The sequence below is a fragment of the Streptomyces sp. NPDC048392 genome (assembly GCF_043200575.1).
Classification (GTDB): domain Bacteria; phylum Actinomycetota; class Actinomycetes; order Streptomycetales; family Streptomycetaceae; genus Streptomyces.
Genome location: NZ_JBICYB010000057.1, coordinates 1 through 22,645, shown reverse-complemented (window position 1 = coordinate 22,645; position 22,645 = coordinate 1). Strand labels below are relative to the sequence as shown.

The 22,645-nt window shown below is 66.5% G+C and carries 21 protein-coding genes and 1 pseudogene; 8 read left to right on the top strand and 14 right to left on the bottom strand.

The window, feature by feature from the left end; translation table 11 throughout:
- Positions 1-277 precede the first annotated feature (277 nt).
- Positions 278-811, top strand: coding sequence for a PadR family transcriptional regulator (locus ACGFYH_RS35125; protein ID WP_393807226.1), 534 nt, complete (start codon positions 278-280; stop codon positions 809-811).
- A gap of 532 nt (positions 812-1,343) precedes the next feature.
- On the opposite strand, the gene ACGFYH_RS35120 is transcribed toward ACGFYH_RS35125, so the two are convergent.
- From ACGFYH_RS35120 to ACGFYH_RS35075, 10 genes are all read right to left on the bottom strand, one after another.
- Complete coding sequence (locus tag ACGFYH_RS35120; RefSeq protein WP_393807225.1) at positions 1,344-2,594, bottom strand: MFS transporter; 1,251 nt, start codon at positions 2,592-2,594, stop codon at positions 1,344-1,346.
- A gap of 6 nt (positions 2,595-2,600) precedes the next feature.
- The gene (locus ACGFYH_RS35115) at positions 2,601-2,813 is read right to left on the bottom strand and encodes an MbtH family protein (protein WP_393807224.1); all 213 of its coding nucleotides are present in this window, start codon (positions 2,811-2,813) and stop codon (positions 2,601-2,603) included.
- A 66-nt stretch (positions 2,814-2,879) separates the two neighbouring features.
- On the bottom strand, positions 2,880-3,500 hold the full coding sequence (locus tag ACGFYH_RS35110; protein ID WP_393807223.1) for a thioesterase II family protein: 621 nt from the start codon (positions 3,498-3,500) through the stop codon (positions 2,880-2,882).
- The gene (locus ACGFYH_RS35105; RefSeq protein ID WP_393807222.1) at positions 3,497-7,426 is read right to left on the bottom strand and encodes an amino acid adenylation domain-containing protein; all 3,930 of its coding nucleotides are present in this window, start codon (positions 7,424-7,426) and stop codon (positions 3,497-3,499) included. Before ACGFYH_RS35105 ends, ACGFYH_RS35110 begins: the two co-directional genes overlap by 4 nt.
- Positions 7,423-8,715: an ATP-grasp domain-containing protein gene (locus tag ACGFYH_RS35100; protein ID WP_393807221.1), complete on the bottom strand. Its 1,293-nt coding sequence runs from the start codon at positions 8,713-8,715 to the stop codon at positions 7,423-7,425. Before ACGFYH_RS35100 ends, ACGFYH_RS35105 begins: the two co-directional genes overlap by 4 nt.
- Positions 8,716-8,830: 115 nt before the next feature.
- On the bottom strand, positions 8,831-9,838 hold the full coding sequence (locus ACGFYH_RS35095) for a fatty acid desaturase family protein (protein ID WP_393807220.1): 1,008 nt from the start codon (positions 9,836-9,838) through the stop codon (positions 8,831-8,833).
- A complete protein-coding gene (folE, locus tag ACGFYH_RS35090; RefSeq protein ID WP_393807219.1) occupies positions 9,835-10,422 on the bottom strand; it encodes a GTP cyclohydrolase I in 588 nt (195 codons plus the stop codon). The genes ACGFYH_RS35095 and folE overlap by 4 nt, the downstream gene beginning before the upstream one ends.
- A 3-nt stretch (positions 10,423-10,425) precedes the next feature.
- On the bottom strand, positions 10,426-11,136 hold the full coding sequence (locus tag ACGFYH_RS35085; RefSeq protein ID WP_393807218.1) for a 7-carboxy-7-deazaguanine synthase QueE: 711 nt from the start codon (positions 11,134-11,136) through the stop codon (positions 10,426-10,428).
- Positions 11,137-11,139: 3 nt separating this feature from the next.
- Positions 11,140-11,532: a 6-pyruvoyl tetrahydropterin synthase family protein gene (locus ACGFYH_RS35080; protein WP_393807217.1), complete on the bottom strand. Its 393-nt coding sequence runs from the start codon at positions 11,530-11,532 to the stop codon at positions 11,140-11,142.
- A gap of 1 nt (position 11,533) precedes the next feature.
- Positions 11,534-12,208: a 7-cyano-7-deazaguanine synthase gene (locus ACGFYH_RS35075; protein ID WP_393807216.1), complete on the bottom strand. Its 675-nt coding sequence runs from the start codon at positions 12,206-12,208 to the stop codon at positions 11,534-11,536.
- 369 nt (positions 12,209-12,577) lie between these two features.
- Between ACGFYH_RS35075 and ACGFYH_RS35070 the strand changes: the two genes are divergently transcribed.
- The 7 genes and pseudogenes from ACGFYH_RS35070 to istB all read left to right on the top strand — a co-directional run bounded on the left by ACGFYH_RS35070 (position 12,578) and on the right by istB (position 18,907).
- The gene (locus tag ACGFYH_RS35070) at positions 12,578-12,826 is read left to right on the top strand and encodes a transposase domain-containing protein (protein WP_393807215.1); all 249 of its coding nucleotides are present in this window, start codon (positions 12,578-12,580) and stop codon (positions 12,824-12,826) included.
- Complete coding sequence (locus ACGFYH_RS35065) at positions 12,774-12,965, top strand: hypothetical protein (protein ID WP_393807227.1); 192 nt, start codon at positions 12,774-12,776, stop codon at positions 12,963-12,965. The genes ACGFYH_RS35070 and ACGFYH_RS35065 overlap by 53 nt, the downstream gene beginning before the upstream one ends.
- 171 nt (positions 12,966-13,136) lie before the next feature.
- The gene (locus ACGFYH_RS35060; RefSeq protein WP_393807214.1) at positions 13,137-13,301 is read left to right on the top strand and encodes a hypothetical protein; all 165 of its coding nucleotides are present in this window, start codon (positions 13,137-13,139) and stop codon (positions 13,299-13,301) included.
- Between the two features lie 950 nt (positions 13,302-14,251).
- The gene (locus tag ACGFYH_RS35055; RefSeq protein ID WP_393807213.1) at positions 14,252-16,162 is read left to right on the top strand and encodes a helix-turn-helix domain-containing protein; all 1,911 of its coding nucleotides are present in this window, start codon (positions 14,252-14,254) and stop codon (positions 16,160-16,162) included.
- A gap of 85 nt (positions 16,163-16,247) precedes the next feature.
- The gene (locus ACGFYH_RS35050) at positions 16,248-16,475 is read left to right on the top strand and encodes a transposase (RefSeq protein WP_393807212.1); all 228 of its coding nucleotides are present in this window, start codon (positions 16,248-16,250) and stop codon (positions 16,473-16,475) included.
- Positions 16,476-16,623: 148 nt separating this feature from the next.
- Positions 16,624-18,116 (top strand): annotated as a pseudogene (gene istA / locus ACGFYH_RS35045) (IS21 family transposase).
- A complete protein-coding gene (gene istB, locus ACGFYH_RS35040; RefSeq protein WP_393807211.1) occupies positions 18,116-18,907 on the top strand; it encodes an IS21-like element helper ATPase IstB in 792 nt (263 codons plus the stop codon). The pseudogene istA and the gene istB overlap by 1 nt, the downstream one beginning before the upstream one ends.
- Positions 18,908-19,463: 556 nt before the next feature.
- Here the strand turns inward: istB and ACGFYH_RS35035 are convergent.
- The 4 genes from ACGFYH_RS35035 to ACGFYH_RS35020 form a co-directional block, all read right to left on the bottom strand.
- Positions 19,464-19,961 (bottom strand): hypothetical protein, encoded by a 498-nt coding sequence (locus ACGFYH_RS35035; protein ID WP_393807210.1) that lies wholly within the window; start codon positions 19,959-19,961, stop codon positions 19,464-19,466.
- A 56-nt stretch (positions 19,962-20,017) separates the two neighbouring features.
- Positions 20,018-21,268 (bottom strand): hypothetical protein, encoded by a 1,251-nt coding sequence (locus ACGFYH_RS35030; protein WP_393807209.1) that lies wholly within the window; start codon positions 21,266-21,268, stop codon positions 20,018-20,020.
- The gene (locus ACGFYH_RS35025; protein WP_393807208.1) at positions 21,265-22,011 is read right to left on the bottom strand and encodes an ABC transporter ATP-binding protein; all 747 of its coding nucleotides are present in this window, start codon (positions 22,009-22,011) and stop codon (positions 21,265-21,267) included. Before ACGFYH_RS35025 ends, ACGFYH_RS35030 begins: the two co-directional genes overlap by 4 nt.
- Positions 22,012-22,075: 64 nt before the next feature.
- Positions 22,076-22,501, bottom strand: coding sequence for a hypothetical protein (locus ACGFYH_RS35020; protein ID WP_393807207.1), 426 nt, complete (start codon positions 22,499-22,501; stop codon positions 22,076-22,078).
- Positions 22,502-22,645 lie beyond the last annotated feature (144 nt).

Sequence of the window (22,645 nt, the reverse complement as noted above, 5' to 3'; positions counted from 1 at the left end):
GATCGCCTCGCGCCATGGCCACTTGCCTACCAGCAGTGATGCGTCACGCGCAGGCGTTCCCGCGAACTCATGATCCGAATTTCAGACAGGACCTAACGCAACGGTGTTGCACAGCGGGACGCCATCGAAGAGGCTCAGCCCGCCACTTCAGCGGTCTGCTTTGCGCGGGGCCGGATCTGGCCTGAGGGCCACAGGCCAGCCTGAGCAAGGTGACCAACTTACCGTCAACACGCTTGCGCAGCCTGCAAGCTCGTGTACTCGGTGAATACTGGCCATCATGAGCGTCCGACACATCCTCTTGGGTTTGCTCGCCTCGAGGTCGAGCCATGGCTATGAACTGAAGCGACGCCACGACCAGTGCTTTCCCCAGGCCCGGCCGCTGGCCTACGGGCAGGTCTACACGACCCTGCAGCGCCTGGTACGAGACGGCTTGGCGGAGGTCGACGGCACCGCGTCCGACGGCGGTCCGGAGCGGACCGCATACCGAGCCACCGACGAGGGGAGGCGCGAGCTGGCGCGGTGGGCGAGCGAGATCGCACCGCCCTCGCCCTCTGTGACGAACGAGATCTTCGCCAAGGTCGTCGCTTCAATCCTCACCGGCGGCGATGCGGAGGCCTATCTCCGGTCCCAGCGCGCTGCCCACAGTGACCGAAAGGGAGAACTCACGGAGCTCAAGACGGCCCCGGGCGCGGATCTGACGACCATGCTCTCGGCCGACTACGTCCTCAACCACCTCGACGCCGACCTCCGCTGGATGACCACCACGGCGGCTCGGCTCACTACCCTCACCACAGAGATCCGCACTACATGACGCACAGGACGCGGGCACGCCGATGAGCGTGGCGGCACGGCTGTTCGCGGCTTGTTGAAGTGCGTGGCCGAAAGGCCGTCATCACTCGTCGCCTCCTCCACAGCGAACGGCACCCGATCGATGGGCTCCAGACCCGGCACCTCCTCGGCAGGCTCACGGCGCAGCGTCGCCTCAAGGCAGGGCATCGCCCCCCATCACCTTCTGCTGGCCCCGCAATAGGGTCGGCCCTCCTCCGGTGTTCGGGTTGGCGATGTGCTTGTTCCCGCAGGCCGATTACCTGGCAATCCTGCGCCTGGTGAAAGCCGGCGATCGGGAACCGCGGCCCTGGGCCAGGTGATCAAGTCCTCACTGACCAGGGCCCAGCAACGGCTGGGTGGACGGCCCGCAGCGTCGGGGACCGCACGTCGGCGTACGGGAGCCACCCGCGCTCTGGCGACTTCCGCGTCCTGCAGAGCGCCTGCTGGACGCACCGACGGGGCCTTGTGAGCGGTGATGGGCACCCGAGGCGCGGCCGAGGCTCTCCATCGTCCGATCAGAGTTGATCGCCGACCGGCTCCTTGTGCTCGCGTCCGGTGTGCTGAGCCGACCGGGCAGCACCGAGCATGAGCAATCCTGCGGCGAGCGCCGTGATCGGTGTCATCAGTACGAACGCCGCCGCGCCCATAGTGCCCGCGACACCGGCCCCGCCCGCCGCGCCCAGTGCGAAGCCCACCGTCGAGCAACTGGTCGCCCAGCCCTGGGCTTCGTGCCCGCTGCCCTCCGGACCGGTAGTGCCGACCGCCGTGTAGAGATGTGTGAAGGAAGCGCCGATGGTCACCCCGGTGAGTGGACAGACGACCAGCACCAGGATGGGGTCGACCGTCATCGCGAAGGCGAGCAGGAGGGCGCCGGCGGCAAACACGCCCAGCAGTGCGGGCAGTAGCCACCTCGGCGGTGTCGAGACCGCGCCTAGCCCGAGGGCACCGACGATGCTGCCCACCGACAGACCGGCCAGGAACCAGCCGCTGTAGCCGGTGACATCGTGCTGCTGGGCGTAGATCGGCAGCACCACCTCGACAACGGACAGGGCTGCGCAGAACAGGAAGAGTGCGGCCAGCACGCGCCGCAACGGCCCAGATCGCAGCGGCCCTCGCCAGTCCGTCACCTCCGGCCGTGCCGTGCGAGGAACCTCCCGCACGGCGCACATCAGCGCGACGGCAACCGCCATCAGCACACTGGTCGCAATAAAGGGGGCGATGGGCGACGTGGCCGTCGACAGCCAGGTTGCCAGGACCGGTCCCGTGATGAGGGTGATGTCCATGAGCGCGGACTCGAAGGAGTTCGCCGAGGTGCGCGCCCGCTCGCCCGCGGCAGCCACCCAGTAGCCGCGCAGGAGGATGCTGACAGGTGGAAAGCACAGACCGAGCAGCGTCACCGAGGCCACCACGATCCACAAGGACAACCGTTGCCCCGCGGCAGCCATCAGGCCGACCGCCCCGGCGAGGTAGCCGAGTAGGCACACGATGAGCACCACAGGCACACGATGACGGTCGGCGAGCCTGCCTCGTATCGGGCTGCTCACCGCGTTCGCGACCAGCATGACACTGACGGCCAGGCCGGACGCGGCGTAGGAATAGCGGGGGGACAGCAGGAGTACCGCGCTGACGGAGAACATGTTGATGGGGAGCTTGGAAACGAGACTCGCAGCCGCGAGACGCCCGCCCCCGGGCGCGGACAGCAGCGTTCGGTATGCGCCGAGTAACCCGGGCGTCGAACGGCTGGTGGATGTCTCAGACGTGTTCACAAGCGGTTACAGCTCCTGCGCGTGGCGACGGGCGGAGGCAGGACGCATGTCGGTCCATACCCTGGCGATGTGGTCAAGACAGTGAGCGCGGCTGCCCCGTTCTCCAGTCCTGTGCCACCCCGGCGGAAGGGGCTGGTCGTCCTGCCAGATCGAGTACTGCTCCTCGTCGTTATTGACGACGGCATAAGTGCCGTCGTCAGGGTCGTCGGCGTGGTGCACGCGCGGTTTCCTCTCGTTGGCGGATGCGGGTGGCGGTCAGCTGCGGTCGGCGGGCATCGGCTGAGCTCAGGGCATGTCGTCCATGAGGTCGTGTTCCAGGGCCCTGGTTACATAGGTGCTGCCTTCGCGCAGCAAGTCGTGGGAGCCGGGTAGCATCCGCAGCCGGAACTGGCCGGTTGTGTGCTCCCGCCAGGCCTCCAGCTCATCCCGCCGTACCGTCGCGTCGTTCAGCGCTCCGAAGACGGATACGGGGCTCTCCAGCACGGGGCGGGTGGAGTGTCGGTATCCGTCTGCCAGCGCGTACCAGGCCGCGACACGGGCGTCGTCGCCCGCCGGGGGCACCGCACCGGCCGGGATGGGCCCCGCCAGATGCGGCGCCGCGGAGGCCGAGACGGCCAGTCGCGCAAGAGGCAGACTCCGGGCGCGGAGTCGGTGAGCCAGCTCGTAGGCGACAAGCGCGCCGAAGCTGTGCCCGAACAGCACCAACGGGCGATCGGCGAGGGCGGCCACTTCGGGTTCCAGCGCTGCGAGGACGGCATCGACGTCCGTGTGGCCCTCGGGGAGGTCCATAGGACTCACTTCGACCCCGGCAGGCACGGCCCGGCCCCAGGCCCGGTAGGGCGCGGCGTAGCCGCCGGCCGGCGGGAAGCACACGAGTCTCGGCGGCGTCTCCGCCCCGGTGTTCACCTGCCGTCCCCTTCTTTCCGGGCGGTGGCCAGAAGGTCGCGTAGGGGCAGGCCGTCCAGCAGATTGTCGATAGTGAGTTCCAGTTTCAAGCGCCGAGCCGCGCGGGTGACCAGCAGGGCGGCGCTGAGGGAGTCGCCTCCCAGCGCGAAGAATTCCTCATCGAGGTCGACATGGCCGAGACCGAGTACCTCGGCGACGAGCCGGGTGAAGGCCGCTTCCATGTCGGCTTGAGGGCGTGTGTCTAGGGAGCCGGTCAACTGCGCCTCCTCCTGGGCCGCCGCCTGCTGTCGCAGCAGGAAGTGGTCGACCTTTCCCGACGGCCCGTACGGTATGTCGTCCACAGGCAGCCAGCGGGTCGGAACGAGATGGTCGGGCACCCGGCGCTGCAGGCTTCGGCGGAGTGTGTCCGCCACGGTGCCGGGAGCGACGACGAACGCGACCAGGCGACCGGACACAACGAGTACGACGGCCCGCTGGACTTCGGGCAGATCCAGTAGCGCGGCCTCGACCTCAGCCGGCTCGACGCGGTGCCCGCGTACCTTCACCTGGCGGTCCGTACGGCCGTGGAACTCCAAGGTGCCGTCGGGATTGCGCCGGGCCCGGTCTCCCGTGCGATACACCCGGGAGCCCGGTGGCGCTCCCGCCGGCGCGGGCCGGAACGCGTCGGCCGTCTCGGCGGGCCGTCCCAGGTACCCCCGGGCCAGACCTGCGCCTGAGATCCAGAGGTCACCGACATCTCCGTCCGGTGTTTCTCGTCTCTCGCCGTCTCGTACCCAGGCGGAGACTCCGGAGATGGGGGAGCCGATCGGAACGCGGTCCCCGGCCTGTGGCGTGGCCGGAGAGTACCGCCAGGCCGTCGCGTCGATGGATATCTCTGTCGGACCGTACATGTTGAACAGCTCGGGCTTCTGTCCGGTGAAGCGAGCCGCGAGCGGCGGCGGCAGCACATCGCCTCCACAGAACACGTACCTGAGCGACGAGCAATCCTGCAGACCGGCCTCCTGCTCGGTCAACAGCGCCAGTTGGGCCGGGGTAAGGGTCAGGGCGGTCACGCGTTCACGCGCGACCGTGTCCAGGACGGCTCGGGGATCAAGGTGTGCCCGGGGTGGCAGGATGACCAGTCGCGCGCCGCTGGTCAGCGCCGCGAACAGTTCCCAGACGGACGGGTCGAAACTGATCGAGGTCAGTTGCAGGACCGCGTCGGCGGCCGTCAGCGGGAAGCGCGTCCGGTCCCACGCCATGCGGTTGGCGATGCCCCTGTGCGGGACCATCACACCCTTCGGACGGCCCGTGGAACCGGAGGTGTACATGATGTACATCAGGTCGTCGAGGTGCGGCTTCTCCGGCAGGTCCGTGTCCGGTTCATCCGCCAGGGACGCGTCCGTGTCCAGACAGAGCAGCGGCCGGTCCGCAGGGATCCACTCGCGCATCCAGTCCTCGGTGACGACGACCGCGGGGTCGGAGTCTTCGATCACTCCGGCCAGACGCTGCGGTGGGTAGGCGGTGTCGAGCGGTACGTAGGCTCCGCCCGCCTTCAGGACACCGAGCACGGCGGCCACCAGCCCAACCGATCTCTCCAAGCACACGGCGACCGGGATGTCCGGGCCCACGTCCCAGCGGCGCAGCACGCGAGCGATGCGATTGGCCTGAGAGTTCAGCTCCTGGTAAGTGACCCGCTCGGTCGGGCAGACCAGTGCGACCGCGTCCGGGGTCTGTGCGGCCTGCTCCTCGAACAGCCTGATGTCAGTTATGAGGGTGGTGGAAGGCGGACCGTCCTGGCGCGAAAGCCGCGGTATGCCAGCCTCGTCCCGCGGCGGCCGTACATCGATGGCCGCCTCGGCTCGGACAGCCGCGCGGGCACCGAGCGCCGCGGCCGGGTACTTCGCGAGTCGGGCGAAGTCCTGCACTAGGCCGGCGCGCAGCAGGCCGCTCGCTCCGCACACTCGTGTGGTCAGGCGGGTCACGTCGGCGGTGATGTCGCATGCCAGCGCGTGGACCTCTGTGGCCTCCCTGGCGGCGTCCTCGATGGCGGTGGCCCCGTCGGCACGGTCAGCCTCCGGTGCTCCCGCGCCCGTGTCGAAGTCGGCCGCCACGCGCTGTGCCAGCGCCCACGCCCCCTGGGTACGCGCCCACGCCGCGGCGACGGAGTGGCCGACGGACTGGTTGGCCGCCAGGGGGCGGCCGAACTGGTGGCGGGACTCGGCCCGTTCCCACGCCGAGCGCAGCATGCGGCGGCAGCCGCCGAGCAGATGGCCGGCGGCGAGTAGGCGGGCCCGTGCCACAGCGACCGAGTAGGGGAGAGAATCGGCGGCGCTCGGTAAGTCAGCAGGATCGACGTCCACGTCGTGCAGATGGACCAGACAGGGCATCGGCGCCCCCTCGGCGCCGAGTGGTTCCACCGCGACACCCGCACGGTCGTCGGGCACCACGACCACCGTGGGCCCGGCACCGTCCAACGCCACCGGCAGCAGCAGTTCCAACGGCCCGGTGCCGGTGCCCCGCGCCTGCGCCCAGCGGGTGCCGGAGAGGGACCAGCCGCCGTCGCGCCGAGGCCGTGTCTTCAGTGGACCGGGCAGCAGCGGAGTCCCGTGTCCGTGCTCGGACGCTGCGATCAGTACCTCACCCGCCCCCGTGGCCGTGCCCTCGCAGCCGAGGCCCGCGAGCACCGCGCGTCCCAGGTCGATCGGGGCGCGCCCTTCGTCGCCGGACGCGTGGGCGGCCCAAAGATCCCGTTGCGTGCCCGCTCCGTGACTCACTTCGCGCAGTTCCGCCGAGCCGCTCAACCGGGTCCGCAAAGCCGTCTGCGTGATCTGAAGCATCATCTCCGATGTGCCCGCCGCCAGGGTCAGGCCGACCGCTTCGCGATGGGCCGGAACCAACATGGAGGCCGAGGCCCCGCCGGCCAAGTCGCCATCGGCGGTGTGCGCCAGTTCGACGATGTCGGAGGCGAGTTCGGTGTTGAACCACTTCGCGACGGCGGCGGGCACCGCTGCAGCGTCGGTGCCTGCCGCATCCAGCTCCCGCACCGCCTGCCAGGCCAGTTCGCGTCCCGCCTTCAGCCGCCTCCACAGCGCGGGCAGCTCGCGGGCGGCTTCGGGGCCCGCCGGGCCGTCGAGCCGATGGACGTGCTCGGTGAGGGCGGTGAGCCACCGTCGCGCCCGCCCGTGGTAGCCCAGCCCCGCCCGCTCCAGCGTGAGGACGTCCACCAGCAGCGGCCAGCCTTCGCCCACCGCTCCGAGGAGGTGGTCGTCTCCCACCACCAGTCCGTCAAAGACCACCTCGTACAACGTCTCCACGTTGGTCGTGTCCAACGCAGTACTCCGCACGCCCGGGCCACGCAGCGGTACGAGGAAGAGGCTGATCCCGGCATACCCGTCGCCGGGACCCGTGCGGGCGACACAGATCGCCACTTCCGCCAAGTGAACCTTGGCATTCCAGATCTTTGTGCCACTCAACTCCCAGCCGTCGACGGTCCGTACCGCCTTGGTGCGCAGACCGGCCAGGTCCGAGCCCGCATCCGGCTCGGTGAGTAGCGCAGTGGCCACCAGCCGACCGGAGGCCACTGCGGGCAGCCAGCGCTGGCGCTGGGCGGGTGTGCCCACAGCGCGCACCGCCTGGCCGAAGTTGTAGACACCATTGACGATCGCGGTGTCAGGAACACCGTGCAGCGCCAGTTCCTCCGCGACGATGCCGGCCTCCGTCCATCCCAGGCCGCGGCCCCCGTAACGCACGGGCCAGTGCGGTGCGACCAGCCCGCCCGCGCCGAGACGACGGTAGAGGCGCCACGGATGGGCCTCGGGCGCCCCGGGGGCGGCGCCGGCACCGAGCGCGGCGAGTTCCTCCTGGGCATCGGGTGCGGCGAGCAGGGCACGCACCTCGCCGCGCAGCTGCCGCTGTCGTGCGGTGACGTCAGTCGTCGCGGTCATCGCACCTCTTCATGCTCGACGGCCCCATGGACCATATCCAAGGAGACCTGCTCGCGGATCTTCGCGAGGGTGTGCAGCACCGCGTCGCCGTCGGCCCCCGACACGTAGACGCCGAGAGGGATGTTCATGTCACTGCTGGTGACCGGAACCAGGTCACCCGGCTGGTAGCCGATGAGTACCTCGTCGATGCCTTCCAACGCGTTCAGGGTATCGAGTCCCCGGATCGCGTTGAGCGTGCCGGGCTTCTCGTCGTTGCGGATGGCGAGAGCTCCATAGCTGGCGTTGAAGACTGTCGGGGCGTCGAACATCGCTGGCCGCTCGCCCAGGAAACACCGTAGGCCCTCGGCGAAGGGGCTGAGGTCACTGTGCCTCTCCCACATGCCGACCATGGGCCCCCCAGGCAGCCGTGAGGCTGTCTCCATCAGGTACACACCGTCCTCGGCACACTTGACCTCGGTGTGACTGGGGCCGCGCCGGATGCCGTACACGTCGAGGACCTCACGTACGTACTGCTCCGCAGGGCCCCAGCAAGGATGGCTCTCGTCGATGCGGACGTTGTCCCAGATGGGGAAGTCGTAGTCACGGTCGTCCGGTTGGCGGAACTCCCACATGTCCACCAGTCGGTGCTCGCCTTCGAAACTGTAGAAGTTCACTGAGATTTCACGGCCGCGGATGTACCGCTCGACCAGCCACTCCTCGATCGGTTCGTCGAAGGCGTCCTGGGGCTCCAAGTGCCTCAGGTCGCGCACAGCGTCAGCGTCCTGGAGCAGGGTCACGCCCTTGGACCCCGCGCTGAGCGTGGGCTTGAGGATTGCAGGGAACCCGATCTCGTGTGCGGCCGAAGCGATATCCGCGACGGAGCGTACCAAGCGGAACTCCGGTATGCGCAAACCGACTTGGTGCGCGCGCTCCCGCATGGCGGCCTTGTTACGCCGCGCCCAGGCCAGAGTGTCGTCGTTCCCCGGCAGGCGGAGCAGCGCGGCGATCCTGTCGCCGATATGCGTGCTCACTTCCATCGCCGGCACCACGGCACGAATCGACAGGCCAGCGCGCCGCACTTCGTCGACTGCCTGCTCGGCGACATGGCCGGCGTCGTCGACACCACCGGTGTCCGTGACCTCGGAGTACAGCGACACGTCGTCACCCTCTGCGTGCTGGTCCGCCATCGCCGTGTAAGCGCACGTGTAGAGCGAGACAACCCGGTACCCCGCGGCGCGGACGGCTGTCTTGTAGCTCGCCCCGTTACGGGTGGGATCGACCAGCAGTACCGCCGGACGGTCGGAAGTCATGTGCGTAGGCTCCTTCATCGGTCAGGAGGGACGAGGCGCGGCCAGCGGCCGAGCGGCGCCAACTGCCCTGTCGGGTGAGGTCTGGGTGAGTCAACTTCGGCAGACCGAGGCAGCCTCACGTCACTGCCTGGAGGGGACGCGGGCCGGAGAGCACTCGCGTGCGGGTTCTGATGCGGGAGGCGAACTTCTCGTCCTCGGCCATGAGCAGGCGGTGAATCCTCACCAGGGTGTGGTGCGGTATGCCAGGCCACATGTGGTGCACTGTGTGGTAGCCGTCCCCGTGAGGGTGGAACAAGAAGCGCTGAACCCATCCCGTGTTGGTGATCGTGGCGTCGAAGACAGTCGAGGAATCGGAGTAACTGTGCTCGTCCGCTTCGGCGATGAAGCGGATCACCGGGAGTATGACCAGCATCGACGTGAGCCACGCTCCGGCGGCGACGACGCCACCCGTGGGCCCCAGCCACAGGGTGGCAGGGCAGCCCACGGCGACTATCGACCATATGACGGGCGCTGAGATCGCGCCGATGTCCATGCGCAGTTCCCGCAGCCAACCACGCTGATAGCGCAGCAGAAGGACAGCCACCTGACTGGCGAAACCCAGCAGGGACTCCCTGCTGATGCCCTCGATGCCCAGCTCCCGGTACCGTCGGAGGTCCGGGTCGGCATCGGTTCCGAACTGGCCGTGGTGGAGCAGGTGCGAGTCACGGTAGTTCCGTAATCGCTGTCCCGTCGGAAGAGCCGCCATGCTGAAGGCCAGGATGTCGTTGGTCCGCCGGTGGTGACGGGTCCAGTTGTAGTGGGAACCCTCATGGACCAGGTTTTCCAGGCCACGCAGATGTCTGGCGATCACCATGGAGGCAGGAAGCGCGAGGGACATCCCCCAAAGGGGCGCGGCACGTACCCAGAGCCAGGCGACGAGCAGTGCGAGGCCGCCGGCCACGGTGTGATCGGCCAGAGCCGCGCACACGGTGCGCCAGAGCTTGGTGCGATGCGCCGCGGCCAGTTGATCACGTAGCCCCCTGGGGCTCGTATAGCCCCTTCTATAGGGTGCCGCCGCGCCGCCGCCCCGCCGGCCGACCGACGGGGCGGCGGGCGGTTGGGCCGCGACGTCCGCATCCGTCACTTCCGGCCCCCCAGAAGGAGCGACAGCAGTTCGCCACGCTCTGGTCCCTCCTTCTCGAAGACACCGCGGTAGACGGCCGAGGTCATCAGGGAACTCGTCCGGATCCCCCGCATCGTCATGCAGAGATGCTCACCGCGCCCCACGACTGCGACATCAGGTGAACCAGTGACCTTCTCGATCTCGTCCGCAATGTCGGCGATGAGACGTTCCTGCAGCTGAAGCTTGTGGGCGTGTTTGTGCGCGATCCTGGCGAACTTCGAGAGACCGAGGATGCTGTTGCGAGCGCGATATGCGATGCTCACCGAGCAGTTGAACGGCAGCAGGTGATGCTCGCAGAGACTCCAGACGTTCATGTCTGACACCATGACGGTCTGGTTGCTCGAAACGCTCTCGAATACGGTGTCTATGACTCCCGGCTGATAATCAGTGAATTCTCTCCACCAGCGAGCGTAGCGGCGGGGCGTGTCCGCCAGGCCCTCACGGTCCGGATTTTCCCCGATCTCGATCAGCAACTGCCTGGCCATAGTCTCCAGAGGATCCCGAAGAGCTTCCCCGTCAGTCAGTTCTTTGAACTCGTCACCCATGAGTCAAACCCCTCGTTTGTCTTCCCAAGCCAGGACGTGGAGGCGCGTTGAAATATTCCATTTGCGCCGGACTATTTCGTCGGCCAGGTCCATCAGATGCCGGTTGACAGAATGGACCGTGTTCCCCTCAGGCATGATCCAGATGGACCGCAGGTTGAGTGAATCATCCAGTTGCTGCACTTCGTCCAAGTCATCGGCCGTCCGGCAGACGAACTTGAATGCTACGGCGTCTGTTTGATTCAGTTCACGCAGCGCATCGGTAACAATGCGTCGGTCATGAGGGTCGCCGGCATGAGAGAGTTTCGGAGAAACATTGAAGCGCACCCCCGTCGAGATGACCGCGTCGGTGGGAGCGATGGTCCCATTGGTCTCGATCTCCATCGGTATTCCTGCGGCACGCAGCTTCCGCAGTACAGGGAGCAGCCGTTCCTGCTGACTGAGTGGTTCACCGCCCGAGATGACAATGAGGTCCACACCCATGTCGATCAGTTCTTCGGCCACCTCGTCGGCGTCCCTGGGAACCAGCTCCACGCGTGGATCGAATGCCTTACCCAGGTTGCTGACCCCTTTCCAGTCCCAGGTGTACGGCGTATCGCACCATTGACAGGACAGGTTGCAGCCACCGAGGCGAAGGAATCCACAGCGGCGTCCGGATGACGGCCCCTCGCCCTGGACCGTCGGTCCGAAAATCTCGTTCACGACGAGTCGCGGCATCTTCTACGCCCCTTGCGCGGGCTGCGGACGCCCGCTGGGTCGATACTCGGCCCAGGTTTTGGGGGTTTCCGAGACGCTGACCGCAGTCAGCTCAGGAATCTGATCCGACCAGGTTTCGTAAACCCACATCGCCATGTTTTCAGCCGATGCGTTGATATCGGGCATGACTTCGTTCAGATGACGGTGGTCGAGAGTCGCGTCTATCCACTTCTTGAATGCGCTCAGATCTCCGTAGTCTCGCACGAATCCGGCCTCGGTGAGCTCATCTGTTGGTGCCGAGAGCTCGATCACGATGATGTAGTTGTGGCCGTGCAGCCGAGCGCACTGATGGTCGTCCGGCAGGTGACCCAATCGGTGGCTGGCCGAGAAGTGGAATTCTTTGGTGATTTTGAACACGCTAGGAACCTTCCTTGTAAAGGGTGGGGTCGACCACTCCGGCTGCGCTGAAAGCCAGCCGCCGGTCTTCGCAAGCGGCACAGACTCCGCATTGGACTTCCTGGCCCTTGAAGCAGCTCCAGGTCTCACTGAAATCTACGCCCAGCTCCTGGCCCCGCAGAATAACGTCCCCCTTAGTCATTCTGATGAAGGGGGCGGCCACCCGCAGATGAGATGGAGCATATCCTGCGGTGGCAATCTCCTCCATCGCGTTGAACGATGCGATGAATTCGGCCGAGCAGTCTGGTGCGGTGGCGTCGTCGCCGGCGATTGCACCGACAGCGACTTGGTCAGCCCTGAGTGCGGCGGCATGTCCGAAAGCAACGGAAAACAGAATCACATTGCGGTTGGGTACCACATTGACGCTTCCCGGTTGTGTGTAGTGCTGATCGGGCACTTCCACGGACGGGTCGGTGAGAGAGTATCCCGGCAGTGCTGCAGACAGATTGCTGAGATCGAGTTCGTCGTGGGGCGCGCCAATTCTTCGGGCGGCCAGGGACGCGAAATCGTGTTCTTTCCGATGGCGTTGACCGTAGTTGATGGAAAGAAGTTGGAGGTCATGACCCTCCTGGTGCAGATGATAGGCCAGGACAACGGAGTCCAGGCCGCCCGAGACAACAGCGACGACACGGGCCATAATTATTTCCTCTCTTGAAGGATTCCGTTGGTGGAACGGAGTGGGCGTATCTGGCGTACGCCGACGCACGTCACATTAGGTACTAGATGAACGTGCCACCATCGCGTGTATGCACCAACTGATCCGCGCTGACTTCTGGTTGTGCACCAGTACGTCTGTTCGGTTCCTTGAAACGCACAGTCTCGGCCGACAGCGTCACAGCAAGGTGCACTGGCCACCTTCACGCCCACTCCGCCGACCAGCGCCTCCGCTGCGGGCCTGACCCCCCGGGCCCGGGATGGCTGTTCGCCCCCTGATGAAGGCATGGCAATGCCGTTGCTTTGAGGCTGTCGGCCGGTCGAGCGTCCGGAACGGTCGGGGCTGGTAGTCATGACCCGGTCGTGCCCGCCCGAACTGGTGAAACGGGTGGTCGGTAACGACGGCCGCGCGGAGAAGCATCGGCGCCTGCTGTCCGCGCGGTTCACGGTGTACTTCCTGCTGCCGATGCACTTGTTCCCTCAGGCCGACCACCTGGAGGTCCGGCATCTACTGAAGACTGGCGACGCGGGCCTGCGGCCGTGGGGCGGTGGAACAGGTCCTCACTCACCGGAGCTCGGCAGCGGCTGGGCTCGATGGTGACGCGGGGACGTTCCGGGCTGAGGCCCGGCCACTGGGCAGTGAGGACAAACTCTTCCGCTGGGTGCGGGCGCTGGCCCTGGCCGGGACGCTGCAGGTCCTGCCGGACTCGGCGGCGAACAACGACGTCTTCTGCAAGTAGGGATCACAGTGCAGTCCCATGAGGTATCCGAAGGCCCGCGGTGGCCGAGTGTTCCGCTCACGCGGCACTCGACGCCTTGGTCGGCGGGTTCAAGGAGTCCGAGCGGATCGTCTCTGATGCCCTGCACGCTCAAGTCGGATGCGGGACGTTGTTGCTGGGCGACTGAGAACTGTGGACCTGACCCGTCGGCGCCAGCTGCGGGACCAGGGCACTCACCTGCTGTGGCGGATCGAGCGGCGCGAGGGGCGCCGGGCCCAGGGCGTGCTCCCCGACGACAGTTGCCTGGCCCGGTTGATCGAGTACCGCGTCAATGGTCAGGCCGGCACGTCCGCCTGAGCACCAGCCTGACCGGCCACGAGAAGTACCCGGACGCCGCCGAACTTGCCGAGCTCTACACTCGACGCTGGGGGATCGAGCTGGTCCGCGATGAGATCAAAGACCCGCCAGCGCGGCCGACCCGTCCTGAGATCGCGAACCCTGGACGGGGTGCGGCAGAAAATTTACGCGCACCTGATCGTGTACCTTGCCACCCGGGTCCTGCTGGACGAAGCCGCCGCCTGCACCGCAGCACGGCAGAGGGGGCCTCCTTCACCCGGTCCCTGCACGTCGTCCGCCGCACGGCGATCTCACCGGGCGGCTTCCCCCCTCCACCCGCAGAGGTGACTGGCGCCGGACTCGCCGAGTTCGGACACAGCCTGTTCCCCCGCCGCGACCGCGACTGCCTCCGCAAAACCCGCTCGTGCATAGCCGGCTACTGCAGCAAGGCACCCGGAGAACCCGCCGGCCACCACCGCTCTCCAGCCGTCGTCACCTGAACCGCCGCTGGCAATACCACTAACGCAACGGCACGGTCATCCCCTCTGCAGGAGGACACAGTCCTGGCGGGCCCGGAGCCAGAAGCGCCATCGCAGGACCCGAGACGAGAGTTACGGGGCAAGAGTGACTCCGGGCGATCCCGTTCCGCGCATGTCCGAAACAGTACTCAGCCATTGACATCAGTTGCTACGAGTTGCAAGATCGCTACCCGGTGTAGCCCGAGCGCTTGCACGCCACTGCGCGGGCCGACGATCCGTGAAGAACGTAATGTCCCGCAGCCTTCGGAGGTGCACGTGCGAACCGCCGTACGCCGTCAGCCTCTCCTGCCTCCGACCGTCGACGCCCCGTCCGAGTGGACGTGTCTCTACGCGCGTCGCACCTCGCAAACTCCCCGGACGCCCCGGGTGCACTTGGCCAGGGCCTTGGCGCCCCGTCCCGTCCTCCACCACAGGTTTTAACGAGGAGAGCACATGCCCGCACTCGGCTCGTTGCTGGCAGACAAGCCTGAGCTCGAACTGACATTCATATGGCCTTGGAATCCCTCGAGATGCCGGGAAGCTTCGGTGACCGGGCTGGCGACGCTGTCCCTCACCCAGTTACTGAAGGGCACCAGGCCGGAGTACCCCCAGGCTGGTGCCCTGGTACTGATCACCGGTGATCTCCCTTTCCGCATCCGTGGCCGGGCCGCTGCCGCCATGGAAGAGCTCATGCGGGACATGGCGACCAGCGGCTGCGTCGGCCTGGTCGTCACCGCCTCGCGCGACGCAAATCAGCCCTTTCCACAGGCGCTGCGGGATTTGTCCGACGAACTCGGTCTTCCCCTCTTGTTGAGTACCGCGTCATCGGAGTGCTGGCTCGATGCTTATGACGGCATCCAAAGCCATCGCTTGGCCCATGCCGAGCGCCGTGCAAACCAACTCAACACGCTGTTGCAGCAGCTGCCCGTACATCTCACCGACCCGAAGGCCATGCAGCGCATCGCGGATTGGCTGGCCGAGACGCTCGACGCGCAGGTACTGATAAGCGAACCAGAACGGGTGCTGGCCGCCTCCCCGGACACTGCTGCCGAGTATCTCGCTCACGCCGTCATTCGCAAGTCCGTGGAAGGCGCCGACTACGAGGGGCTCTCGGCGCCGGACGTCCAGCTCGTTTCGCTGACTCCGAAGATCGGCGCGGGAACCGTCCTGGCCGTCGCTTCTCGCACCGTCCTCGACAAGACCGACGTGCGCTTGCTGCGCCCCGTCGCCAGGCTGCTGGGCTTGGTGGATCAGGCGCGCCGCAACTACGGCGTGACCTCGGACGCTCCCCAAGCCGCCCGCACCGCCGCCGCAGAGCTACTGCTGGACGGCGAACTGGACAAGGCCCGCAGGGTCATGGCCTCCCTCGCTCCCGGTCTCCTCGACCGGGACGCCACTCGCGCCTACGTCATCCAGACCCCGGAGCAGGTGCGGGACTCGGTCGTACGGCGATGTGAGGCCGCCTCGGTCGGGAATGTCCTAGTGGTCACCGATCCACGTAGCGACAGCCGCATACTGATCATCAGCCCGATAACCCCCGGCGAGGAAGCCGACAGCGGCGTCGCTGGCCAACTGGCCCGTCTGGTGACCGCGACGCCGGGTGCCTCGCTGGGCGGCAGCGGCGTGTATTCGATGTCCCTGGTGGCGGATGCGATCGACGACGCACACAGGGCTCAGCGCCTAGCGGCCCTCCAACCAGACTGCGTCACCTTGTCCGCGCAGCACGCCAGCTTCGTCAACCTGCTGCCGATGCCCGACGCGCAGCGCTGGGCTCGGTCCCTGCTCCGGCCGCTCATGGAGTCCACAGCCCATTGGAAGCAGATGCGCCAGACTCTGCCGACCGCTCTCGCCTATCCTTACACCGCTGCCGCGCGGCGCCTGGACCTGCACCGCAACACCGTCATGCGACACGTCGCCCGCGCAGCAGGGTTGTTGGGTATCGATCTGGGTACGGTGACGAATCGCATCGCGGTGGGCCTCGCTCTTGAGGTCATCACCCAGCGGGAAGACCACGGAACAACAGCGGTTCCCTCCACCGCACGGCAGCCGACCCTGTGTTCCCTACTGAACGCACCCCAACTCAAATCCTGGGCAGAAACGTTACTGTGTACTGCTCGGACGGATCGGCGTGACCTGCTTGCCACCGCGGCCTCCTGGCTCGCCCACGAAGCACACATCGAATCTGCGGCTCGCATGCTGGGCCTGTCCGACGTCACAGTGCGTTCGCACTTGCGCGCGCTGGAGAGGCACATGTCGCGCGACTTCAATTCGCTGGCCGGGATGCGGGACCTCCAGTTCTCCCTGCACATCCTGACCGGCCATCCCTGCGGAGCGGACCACGCCGAGCATCTCGCGGCCGCATGAGCTGCTGGTGCCGAGTAGGGGACTGCTGCACGGACAGGTGACACCTGACCTGGCTTGCTGAGAGGCGGCCTGGAAGGATGTTGCAGTGCCCAAGCCGTATCCGAAGGAGTTCCGCGAGGACGTCGTGCGGGTCGCGCGCAACCGCGAGCCCGGCGTCACGCTGGAACAGATCGCCGCCGACTTCGGCGTCCACCCGATCACGCTGTCGAAGTGGCTGCGCCGCGCCGACACCGACGAGAGCGGCTCCATGCCCGCACCAGTGTCGGGTGAGTCGGCCGAGCTACGCGAGGCCCGCAAGGGCATCCGGCTGTGACGGCGGTCTCCGTACGCTCCCCGATGGCGGCCATTTACGGCGCAATCTATGGCCACGGGTTTCCCCAGGTACGGCATGGGGTCCCCCGGGTGCGGCCAGATTTCTCCCCGCTCGCTCCGAGTAATCCCGCTCGGCGAAGCTGGAGCGGGTGAAGAACAGCAGGGAGATCATGGAGATCCTGGAGGCATACGACCTCACGGGGAGTTACCGCGCGGCGGCCGAGCTGGCCGGGTGCGACCACCACACGGTTGCCCGATATGTGAAGATGCGGGCGGCTGGCCAGCAGCCCGACAAGCGCCGGCACCGGGCGAGGCAGATCGACGACTATCTGCCGAAGATCGAGGAACTGGTGGTCCGCTCGCAGGGCAAGATCCGCGCGGACGTGGTCCACAAGAGGATCACTGCGATGGGCTTCACCGGCGGGGAACGCACCACCCGCCGCACCGTTGCCGAGGCGAAAGCCCAGTTCAGGGCAGGTCGGCGGCGAGTTTACCGGCCGTGGGTGACGGAGCCGGGACTCTGGCTCCAATACGATTTCGGCGATGGCCCGGTCATCGGCGGACGCAAGACGACGCTGTTCTGCGCCTGGTTGGCCTGGTCCAGGTTCCGCGTCGTCATCCCGATCTGGGACAAGACGCTCCCGACGGTCACCGCGTGTCTGGACGCCACCTTCCGAAGGATCGGCGGCATTCCGGCCTACGTGCTCACCGACAACGAGAAGACGGTCACCACCGATCACGTCGCTGGGATCGCGGTCCGCAACCCGAAGATCGTCGAGGTCGCCAGGCACTACGGCACGACCATACGTACGTGTCTGCCCGCGGACCCGGAGACGAAGGGCGGCTCGGAGTCCACGGTGAAGATCGCGAAGGCCGATCTCGTGCCGAAGGACGTGAATCTGCGCGAGCAGTACCAGAGCTTCGGCGACCTCGAAGCGGCCTGCCGGCAGTTCTGTGAGGAGGTCAACTCCCGTATTCACAAGGCGACCCGGCGCAAGCCGATCGAGCGGCTCGCCGAGGAGCAACAGCGGCTGCACCCGCTGCCGAAGAGTCCGTTCACCACGGCGTTCGGCACGACCCGGCGGGTCTGCTGGGACGCGACGATCTCGGTCGAGGCGGTGCGCTACTCGGTCCCGCACGAGCTGATCGACACCCGGGTCTGGGCCCGCTTCCACGGCGACGAGCTGATCGTCACCGCCGCGGTGAGCCGGGATCTCCGGTCCTGGACGACGGCCACTACCCGCCCCGCGAGCGCAAGGAGGGCGACCGCACCCCCAGGGCCACGAGCGCGGAGGAGGCAGCGTTCCTCGCCCTGGGCCCCGGGGCGGCATCTTGGCTGATCGAAGCCGCCGCGGCGGGCGTCCGCCGCATCAAGGCGAAGATGGCCGAGGCCGTCGCCCTGGCAAAACTGCACTCCGCAGCGGAAGTCGACCGCGCGCTCGGCACCGCCGCCGTCACCGGCCGGTTCGCCGACAAGGACCTGCTGTCCATCCTCGACTACCAGGCCGTCCACGGCCCGGCTGAGCTGCACCGCCGCAGCGAGGACCACTCCCTGCAGCCCGGCACCGGCGCCTGGTCCACGTTCGGCCAGTCCACCACCACCTCGGACACGTCCGAGTACGACGAAAGCGATCTCGCCTGATGGCCACCCCTATCCGCACCGTTCCCGGCACCAACGGCGACCCGCTGGCCGAGGCCATCGAGCTCACCCGGCGACTCAAACTCCCGCACATCCGCCGGTCGTTGACCGACATCATTCCCACCGCGAAGGCCCAGAGGTGGGACCCGGCCGAGGTCGTCCGCGTTCTTCTCTCGGAAGAGGCCGCCGGACGCGGCCGCGCCAACCTCCACACCCGCCGCAAGCGAGCCGGCTTCCCCACCGGCAAGACCTTCGGTGACTGGCGCGAGACCGAGTCCTCGATCCCCAGGGCCACCCAGGACGCCCTCAAGACACTGGAGTGGATCGGCCGCCGGGAGTCCTTTTGTATTTGTGGACCCTCGGGCACGGGCAAGAGCCACTTCACCGAGGCACTCGGGCAGACCGCGGTCGAGGCCGGCCTGGCCGTCTCCTGGTTCACGATCGAGGACCTCGGCTCGCTGGTCCGCCGCCACCGCGCGGACGACTCGATCGCCCGGGCCCTCGCGAGGATCATCCGCTCGGACCTGATCATCGTCGACGACATCGGGCTCCTACCCGTCTCCGAGGACGCCGCCGAGGGCTTCTACCGCTTGGTGGATGCGGCATATGAACGGCGCTCGATCGCGGTTTCGAGCAACCTCCACCCCTCAGGATTCGACGAGATCATGCCCAAGACCTTGGCCACAGCGACTGTCGATCGCCTGCTTCACCACGCTCATGTCGTCGTCACTCAGGGTGACTCATTCCGGCTGACCGAGGCCACCACCGGGAAGGGAGTGAAGCCCTTCAGCTGATCCACACCGAACCGAAGGCGGGGAGATTATCTGGCCGCGGGCGGGGCGATCATGCCGTCCACCAGCGGGGATGTCTCAAGGCCGCCAGCGGGGCGCCACAAGAGGCCGTTGGCATGACCACACTGCAGCCTTCCGATCGACATCCCACACGAGCGACCGTCAGCACCCCGCCAGGTCACCCGCTGAATCATCACCGCACCGCCCCGACACGACCTCCACACCACCGAAGCCCTACGGCGGCTGCTCGACCATTGCCCGGAGCTGGCACGAACCCACAACCTGGTGCGTCAGTTCGCCGCCACGCCCGACGCCAGCCTCCCGAGCCTGGCCAGCATGCCAACGCCATCCGCGAAAACCAGCCCGCATCCGTGCATTGGCATCACCACCCCGTTCAACGCTGGCGTCAACGAAGGCCACATCACCGACCTGAAACTCCAGAAGCGGATAATGGTCGGCCGTGCAGGTGCCCCGCTGCTCCGCCCCCAAGTTCGCACGAGAGCGGGGCAAACGACGGAGCCCTGGGCCCCTTACGGCTCCGATTGACCCGGAAGGGAGGCTACGGCTTCCCGGAGGCTTTGACAGAACGGATGCCTGCGGCTGCCAGCAGTACCGCCGTCAGGGACCACGCCGGGATGCTGCTCGACGGATACAGGACCACGGCCCACCAGGCGTGGCTTCCTGCCGGGCCACGTCCGGCGACGATGCTGGCGATCAGCAGCATCATGCCTGCGGCGATACCTGACGCGGTGTTGCCCACCTTGGCGATCAGGAGGCCAACGCAGGTCAGCAGTATTACATTGCGGGCGGTGTCGAAGCCTGTGACGTAACCGGCTGCCAGGCACAGGGCGAATACGGACGCTACGAATACTGCATCGATCGCGGCGACAGCAACTACAGCGGTCCGTTCGATGTGATCGGCGCGTCGGCTGAGACAGTACAGGACCGAGGAAGACACCAGCAGGGGAGTGAAGTAGGCCAAGGGCGCGACACCGCTGCCGTTGAGGGCGGGCAGCTCGATACTGCTCGTTCCCGAAAGCTGGCATATCACTGCCATTAGGAGAATTGCTCCAGCTGCCGTCCACCACTTCCGCACGGCTGTCACATACAGTCTCACTGCGCCCCCTGCGCTGTGCAGGCATGGTTGAGAATCTGCTGCCTGAACCAGTCGGACTGCTGCTTCACCGGCTTGTCGAGGACAGGACCCACCAGGGCCCACAATTGCGGATCGGTTCCCTGGCGTACCTCGTCCTTGTTGCCTGCAACGGCGGTGGCCCATACGAGCTCTGGAGCGGACGGGCCTCCGCATGCCTGCTTTCCGTACTGGGCCGCGGTTCCCTCGACAGCCGATATTGCCATGACATCAGCGGCCGTGTGGTAGGCGGCTTGCTGGTGAACAGCAGGGAGTGACCAGTGCAGTCGCCATACGCCCGGTGCGGGCTCCACTGACGGCGAGAGAATTTCCATACGCTTCGGCTGTGTGACGCCGGCGGCGACCAGGGCGCTGAGAGGGTCTCGGGTGCTGTTGCGGATCTGCGGGATGTAGGACCGGTACTCCGGTGGGACGCAGACCTGCGGGGCGGTTCCGGAACATACGGAATCAACGGCACGAACGGTTGTCGGGTTGCCGAAGCCCCATCCGCTGACTGCTGCGTGTCCGACGAGGAGTGCTGCTGCGGCGACACCTGCGCCGGCGGGGAGGAGGGTACGGAGGGAGCTGGTGCGGGTCATGAGCCACGCGACAGCCATAAGACAGCCGGTGAAGAGCCATGGCACGAAGTAGATTTTTGCCTGGTGGACATCAGTGATGGTGGACGTTCCGTCGATGAACCCGCCAAGGTGCCTCAGCCATGCGTTAGACATGGCATGTGGCATCGTCAGCCAGGCCCAGCACAGGGCAGCTGCCACTGGTGCGGCGATGCTTTTGGGGAGACGCCCGCCGACGTACCAGCCGATCACAGCCCACTCGGCAGAGACGATGATCACGTGTGCCAGTGCGGTCCACCCGGCCCTGGAAGGAAGTACTCCGGTATTGAACCGTGCCAGTACGACGGCGAAAACGAGAAGTGCGGCGACCAGTGCGACGGCGGGAGCACCGTTGAACAGGATGAGCGACCATCGCGACCGTGCGGACGTAGTCAACATGTGACGTATGTGCCGCATGCGCCCCGAGTCCCATGCGGCACATGCGGCGACGGCCGGGGCGATCGTGGCCAGAGCGTAGATGGTGCTCTCGCCCGACTCGATTCCGTAGTGTGACGGAACGGTGGAAACCGCACTTTGCATGTACAAGTACACGAACAGGGCGGCCGGCAGGATGATCCATGGTGCCGCAGAACGCCGCAGCTGCTGCCAGATGATCACCGGGATTCCCCTTCGAGGACAGCGGTGTAGGCATCTTCCGCGGCACGTTCCGAGTGGATCGAGGTGCCCGAGAGGGCGAGAAAAGCAGGAACAGGCCCGCTGAACAGGACCTTCCCCCCATGAAGTACCACAACATCACTGAAGGCTTCGCTGATGTCGGCGATGTCATGGGTGGAGACGATTACGTGTGTCTCGTTCCTCAGCGATGCGATGAGCTGAAGGAAAGATCTTCGCTGCTTCGGGTCGAGTCCTACGGTGGGCTCGTCCAGAAGCAGGACCTTGGCGCGGTGGACGAGGGCCTGAGCGATTGCGACCCGCTGCTGCTGTCCGCCGGACAGTTCGCTGACCTTCCGGTCCGCTTGCCTAGCAAGGCCCACACGTTCCAGTGCCTCGCCGGACGCGCTCGACGCGTCGCGCTGCGCCATGCCCTTGAGCCATCCCGCGTAGGTGACGTGCTGACGGCAGGTCATCCCCGGGAGGAATGACGGCTTCTGCGGGAGCCACGCCACTGATGCGCGGTAGGCCGCGGACTGTTTGCGGTTCCACGCGCTCAGGCCGTCGAATGTCACGTCTCCGGACCGTGGGCGCAATGCACTCGCCCCAAGCGACAGCAGTGTGCTCTTGCCTGCTCCGTTGGGTCCGAGGAGAACGGTGGATCCGGAAGTGAAAGCCAGATCGAGGCTCTGGATGACGTCATCACCTCCCCGGTAGCGGAAGGTGCACTCGCGGAAGGTGAGAGTCATGAAGGGCCTTTCTGGGCGCCGGGCCCCGCCGCACGGTGTGCGGCGGGGCCCGGCGAAGTACCGATCAGTAGTAGACGGTCAGCGACTTGACCGACACGGGAGCATAGACGTTGGACCCGTAGTCGACCACGAAGTAGTAGTCGCCACTGCCGTGGCCGTCCCACGTGCCACTCGATGTGGCACCGGAGTTGAAGCAGTTGGTGAAGCTCGCGTTCGTGTACTTCGGGTCAGGCCCGAAGGTGTCCTTGCGCAGCATCACGCTCACAGCCTTCGGGCTGGAACCTCTGCTGCAGCTGGTGAACTTGATCGTCGTGGAGCCGCCGTTGTCGGTCCAACGACGTGACTCGAAGTCATTACCGGCATTGCTGAGGTAGCTGGACCAGGATGACGCCTGAGCGGACACCGCGAGAGCGCCGACAGCCGCCGCTGCCGCCGCCGTGCCAATGATCATGGCGCGCTTGCCTGCGCGGGCCATCGTCGAGCCGGTCATCAAATAACCTTCCTGTAGGGCAAGTTGAGGTCGGTAACCAGATCATGCCCTAGTGTCTCGTGATTCCGTTTATGTCACTTTGAGTTGTTCCTGACGAGCTTCTTCATGTTGGTCTGGACGAGGCGGACCTTCGCAAGGACCTCG

Coding starts and splice junctions, on each gene's coding strand:
- ACGFYH_RS35125 (WP_393807226.1), top strand. CDS start 278: ATGAGCGTCCGACACATCCTCTTGGGTTTGCTCGCCTCGAGGTCGAGC.
- ACGFYH_RS35105 (WP_393807222.1), bottom strand. CDS start 7,426: ATGACCGCGACGACTGACGTCACCGCACGACAGCGGCAGCTGCGCGGC.
- ACGFYH_RS35100 (WP_393807221.1), bottom strand. CDS start 8,715: ATGACTTCCGACCGTCCGGCGGTACTGCTGGTCGATCCCACCCGTAAC.
- folE (WP_393807219.1), bottom strand. CDS start 10,422: ATGGGTGACGAGTTCAAAGAACTGACTGACGGGGAAGCTCTTCGGGAT.
- ACGFYH_RS35085 (WP_393807218.1), bottom strand. CDS start 11,136: ATGCCGCGACTCGTCGTGAACGAGATTTTCGGACCGACGGTCCAGGGC.
- ACGFYH_RS35075 (WP_393807216.1), bottom strand. CDS start 12,208: ATGGCCCGTGTCGTCGCTGTTGTCTCGGGCGGCCTGGACTCCGTTGTC.
- ACGFYH_RS35070 (WP_393807215.1), top strand. CDS start 12,578: ATGACCCGGTCGTGCCCGCCCGAACTGGTGAAACGGGTGGTCGGTAAC.
- ACGFYH_RS35055 (WP_393807213.1), top strand. CDS start 14,252: ATGCCCGCACTCGGCTCGTTGCTGGCAGACAAGCCTGAGCTCGAACTG.
- istB (WP_393807211.1), top strand. CDS start 18,116: ATGGCCACCCCTATCCGCACCGTTCCCGGCACCAACGGCGACCCGCTG.
- ACGFYH_RS35035 (WP_393807210.1), bottom strand. CDS start 19,961: ATGGCAGTGATATGCCAGCTTTCGGGAACGAGCAGTATCGAGCTGCCC.
- ACGFYH_RS35025 (WP_393807208.1), bottom strand. CDS start 22,011: ATGACTCTCACCTTCCGCGAGTGCACCTTCCGCTACCGGGGAGGTGAT.
- ACGFYH_RS35020 (WP_393807207.1), bottom strand. CDS start 22,501: ATGACCGGCTCGACGATGGCCCGCGCAGGCAAGCGCGCCATGATCATT.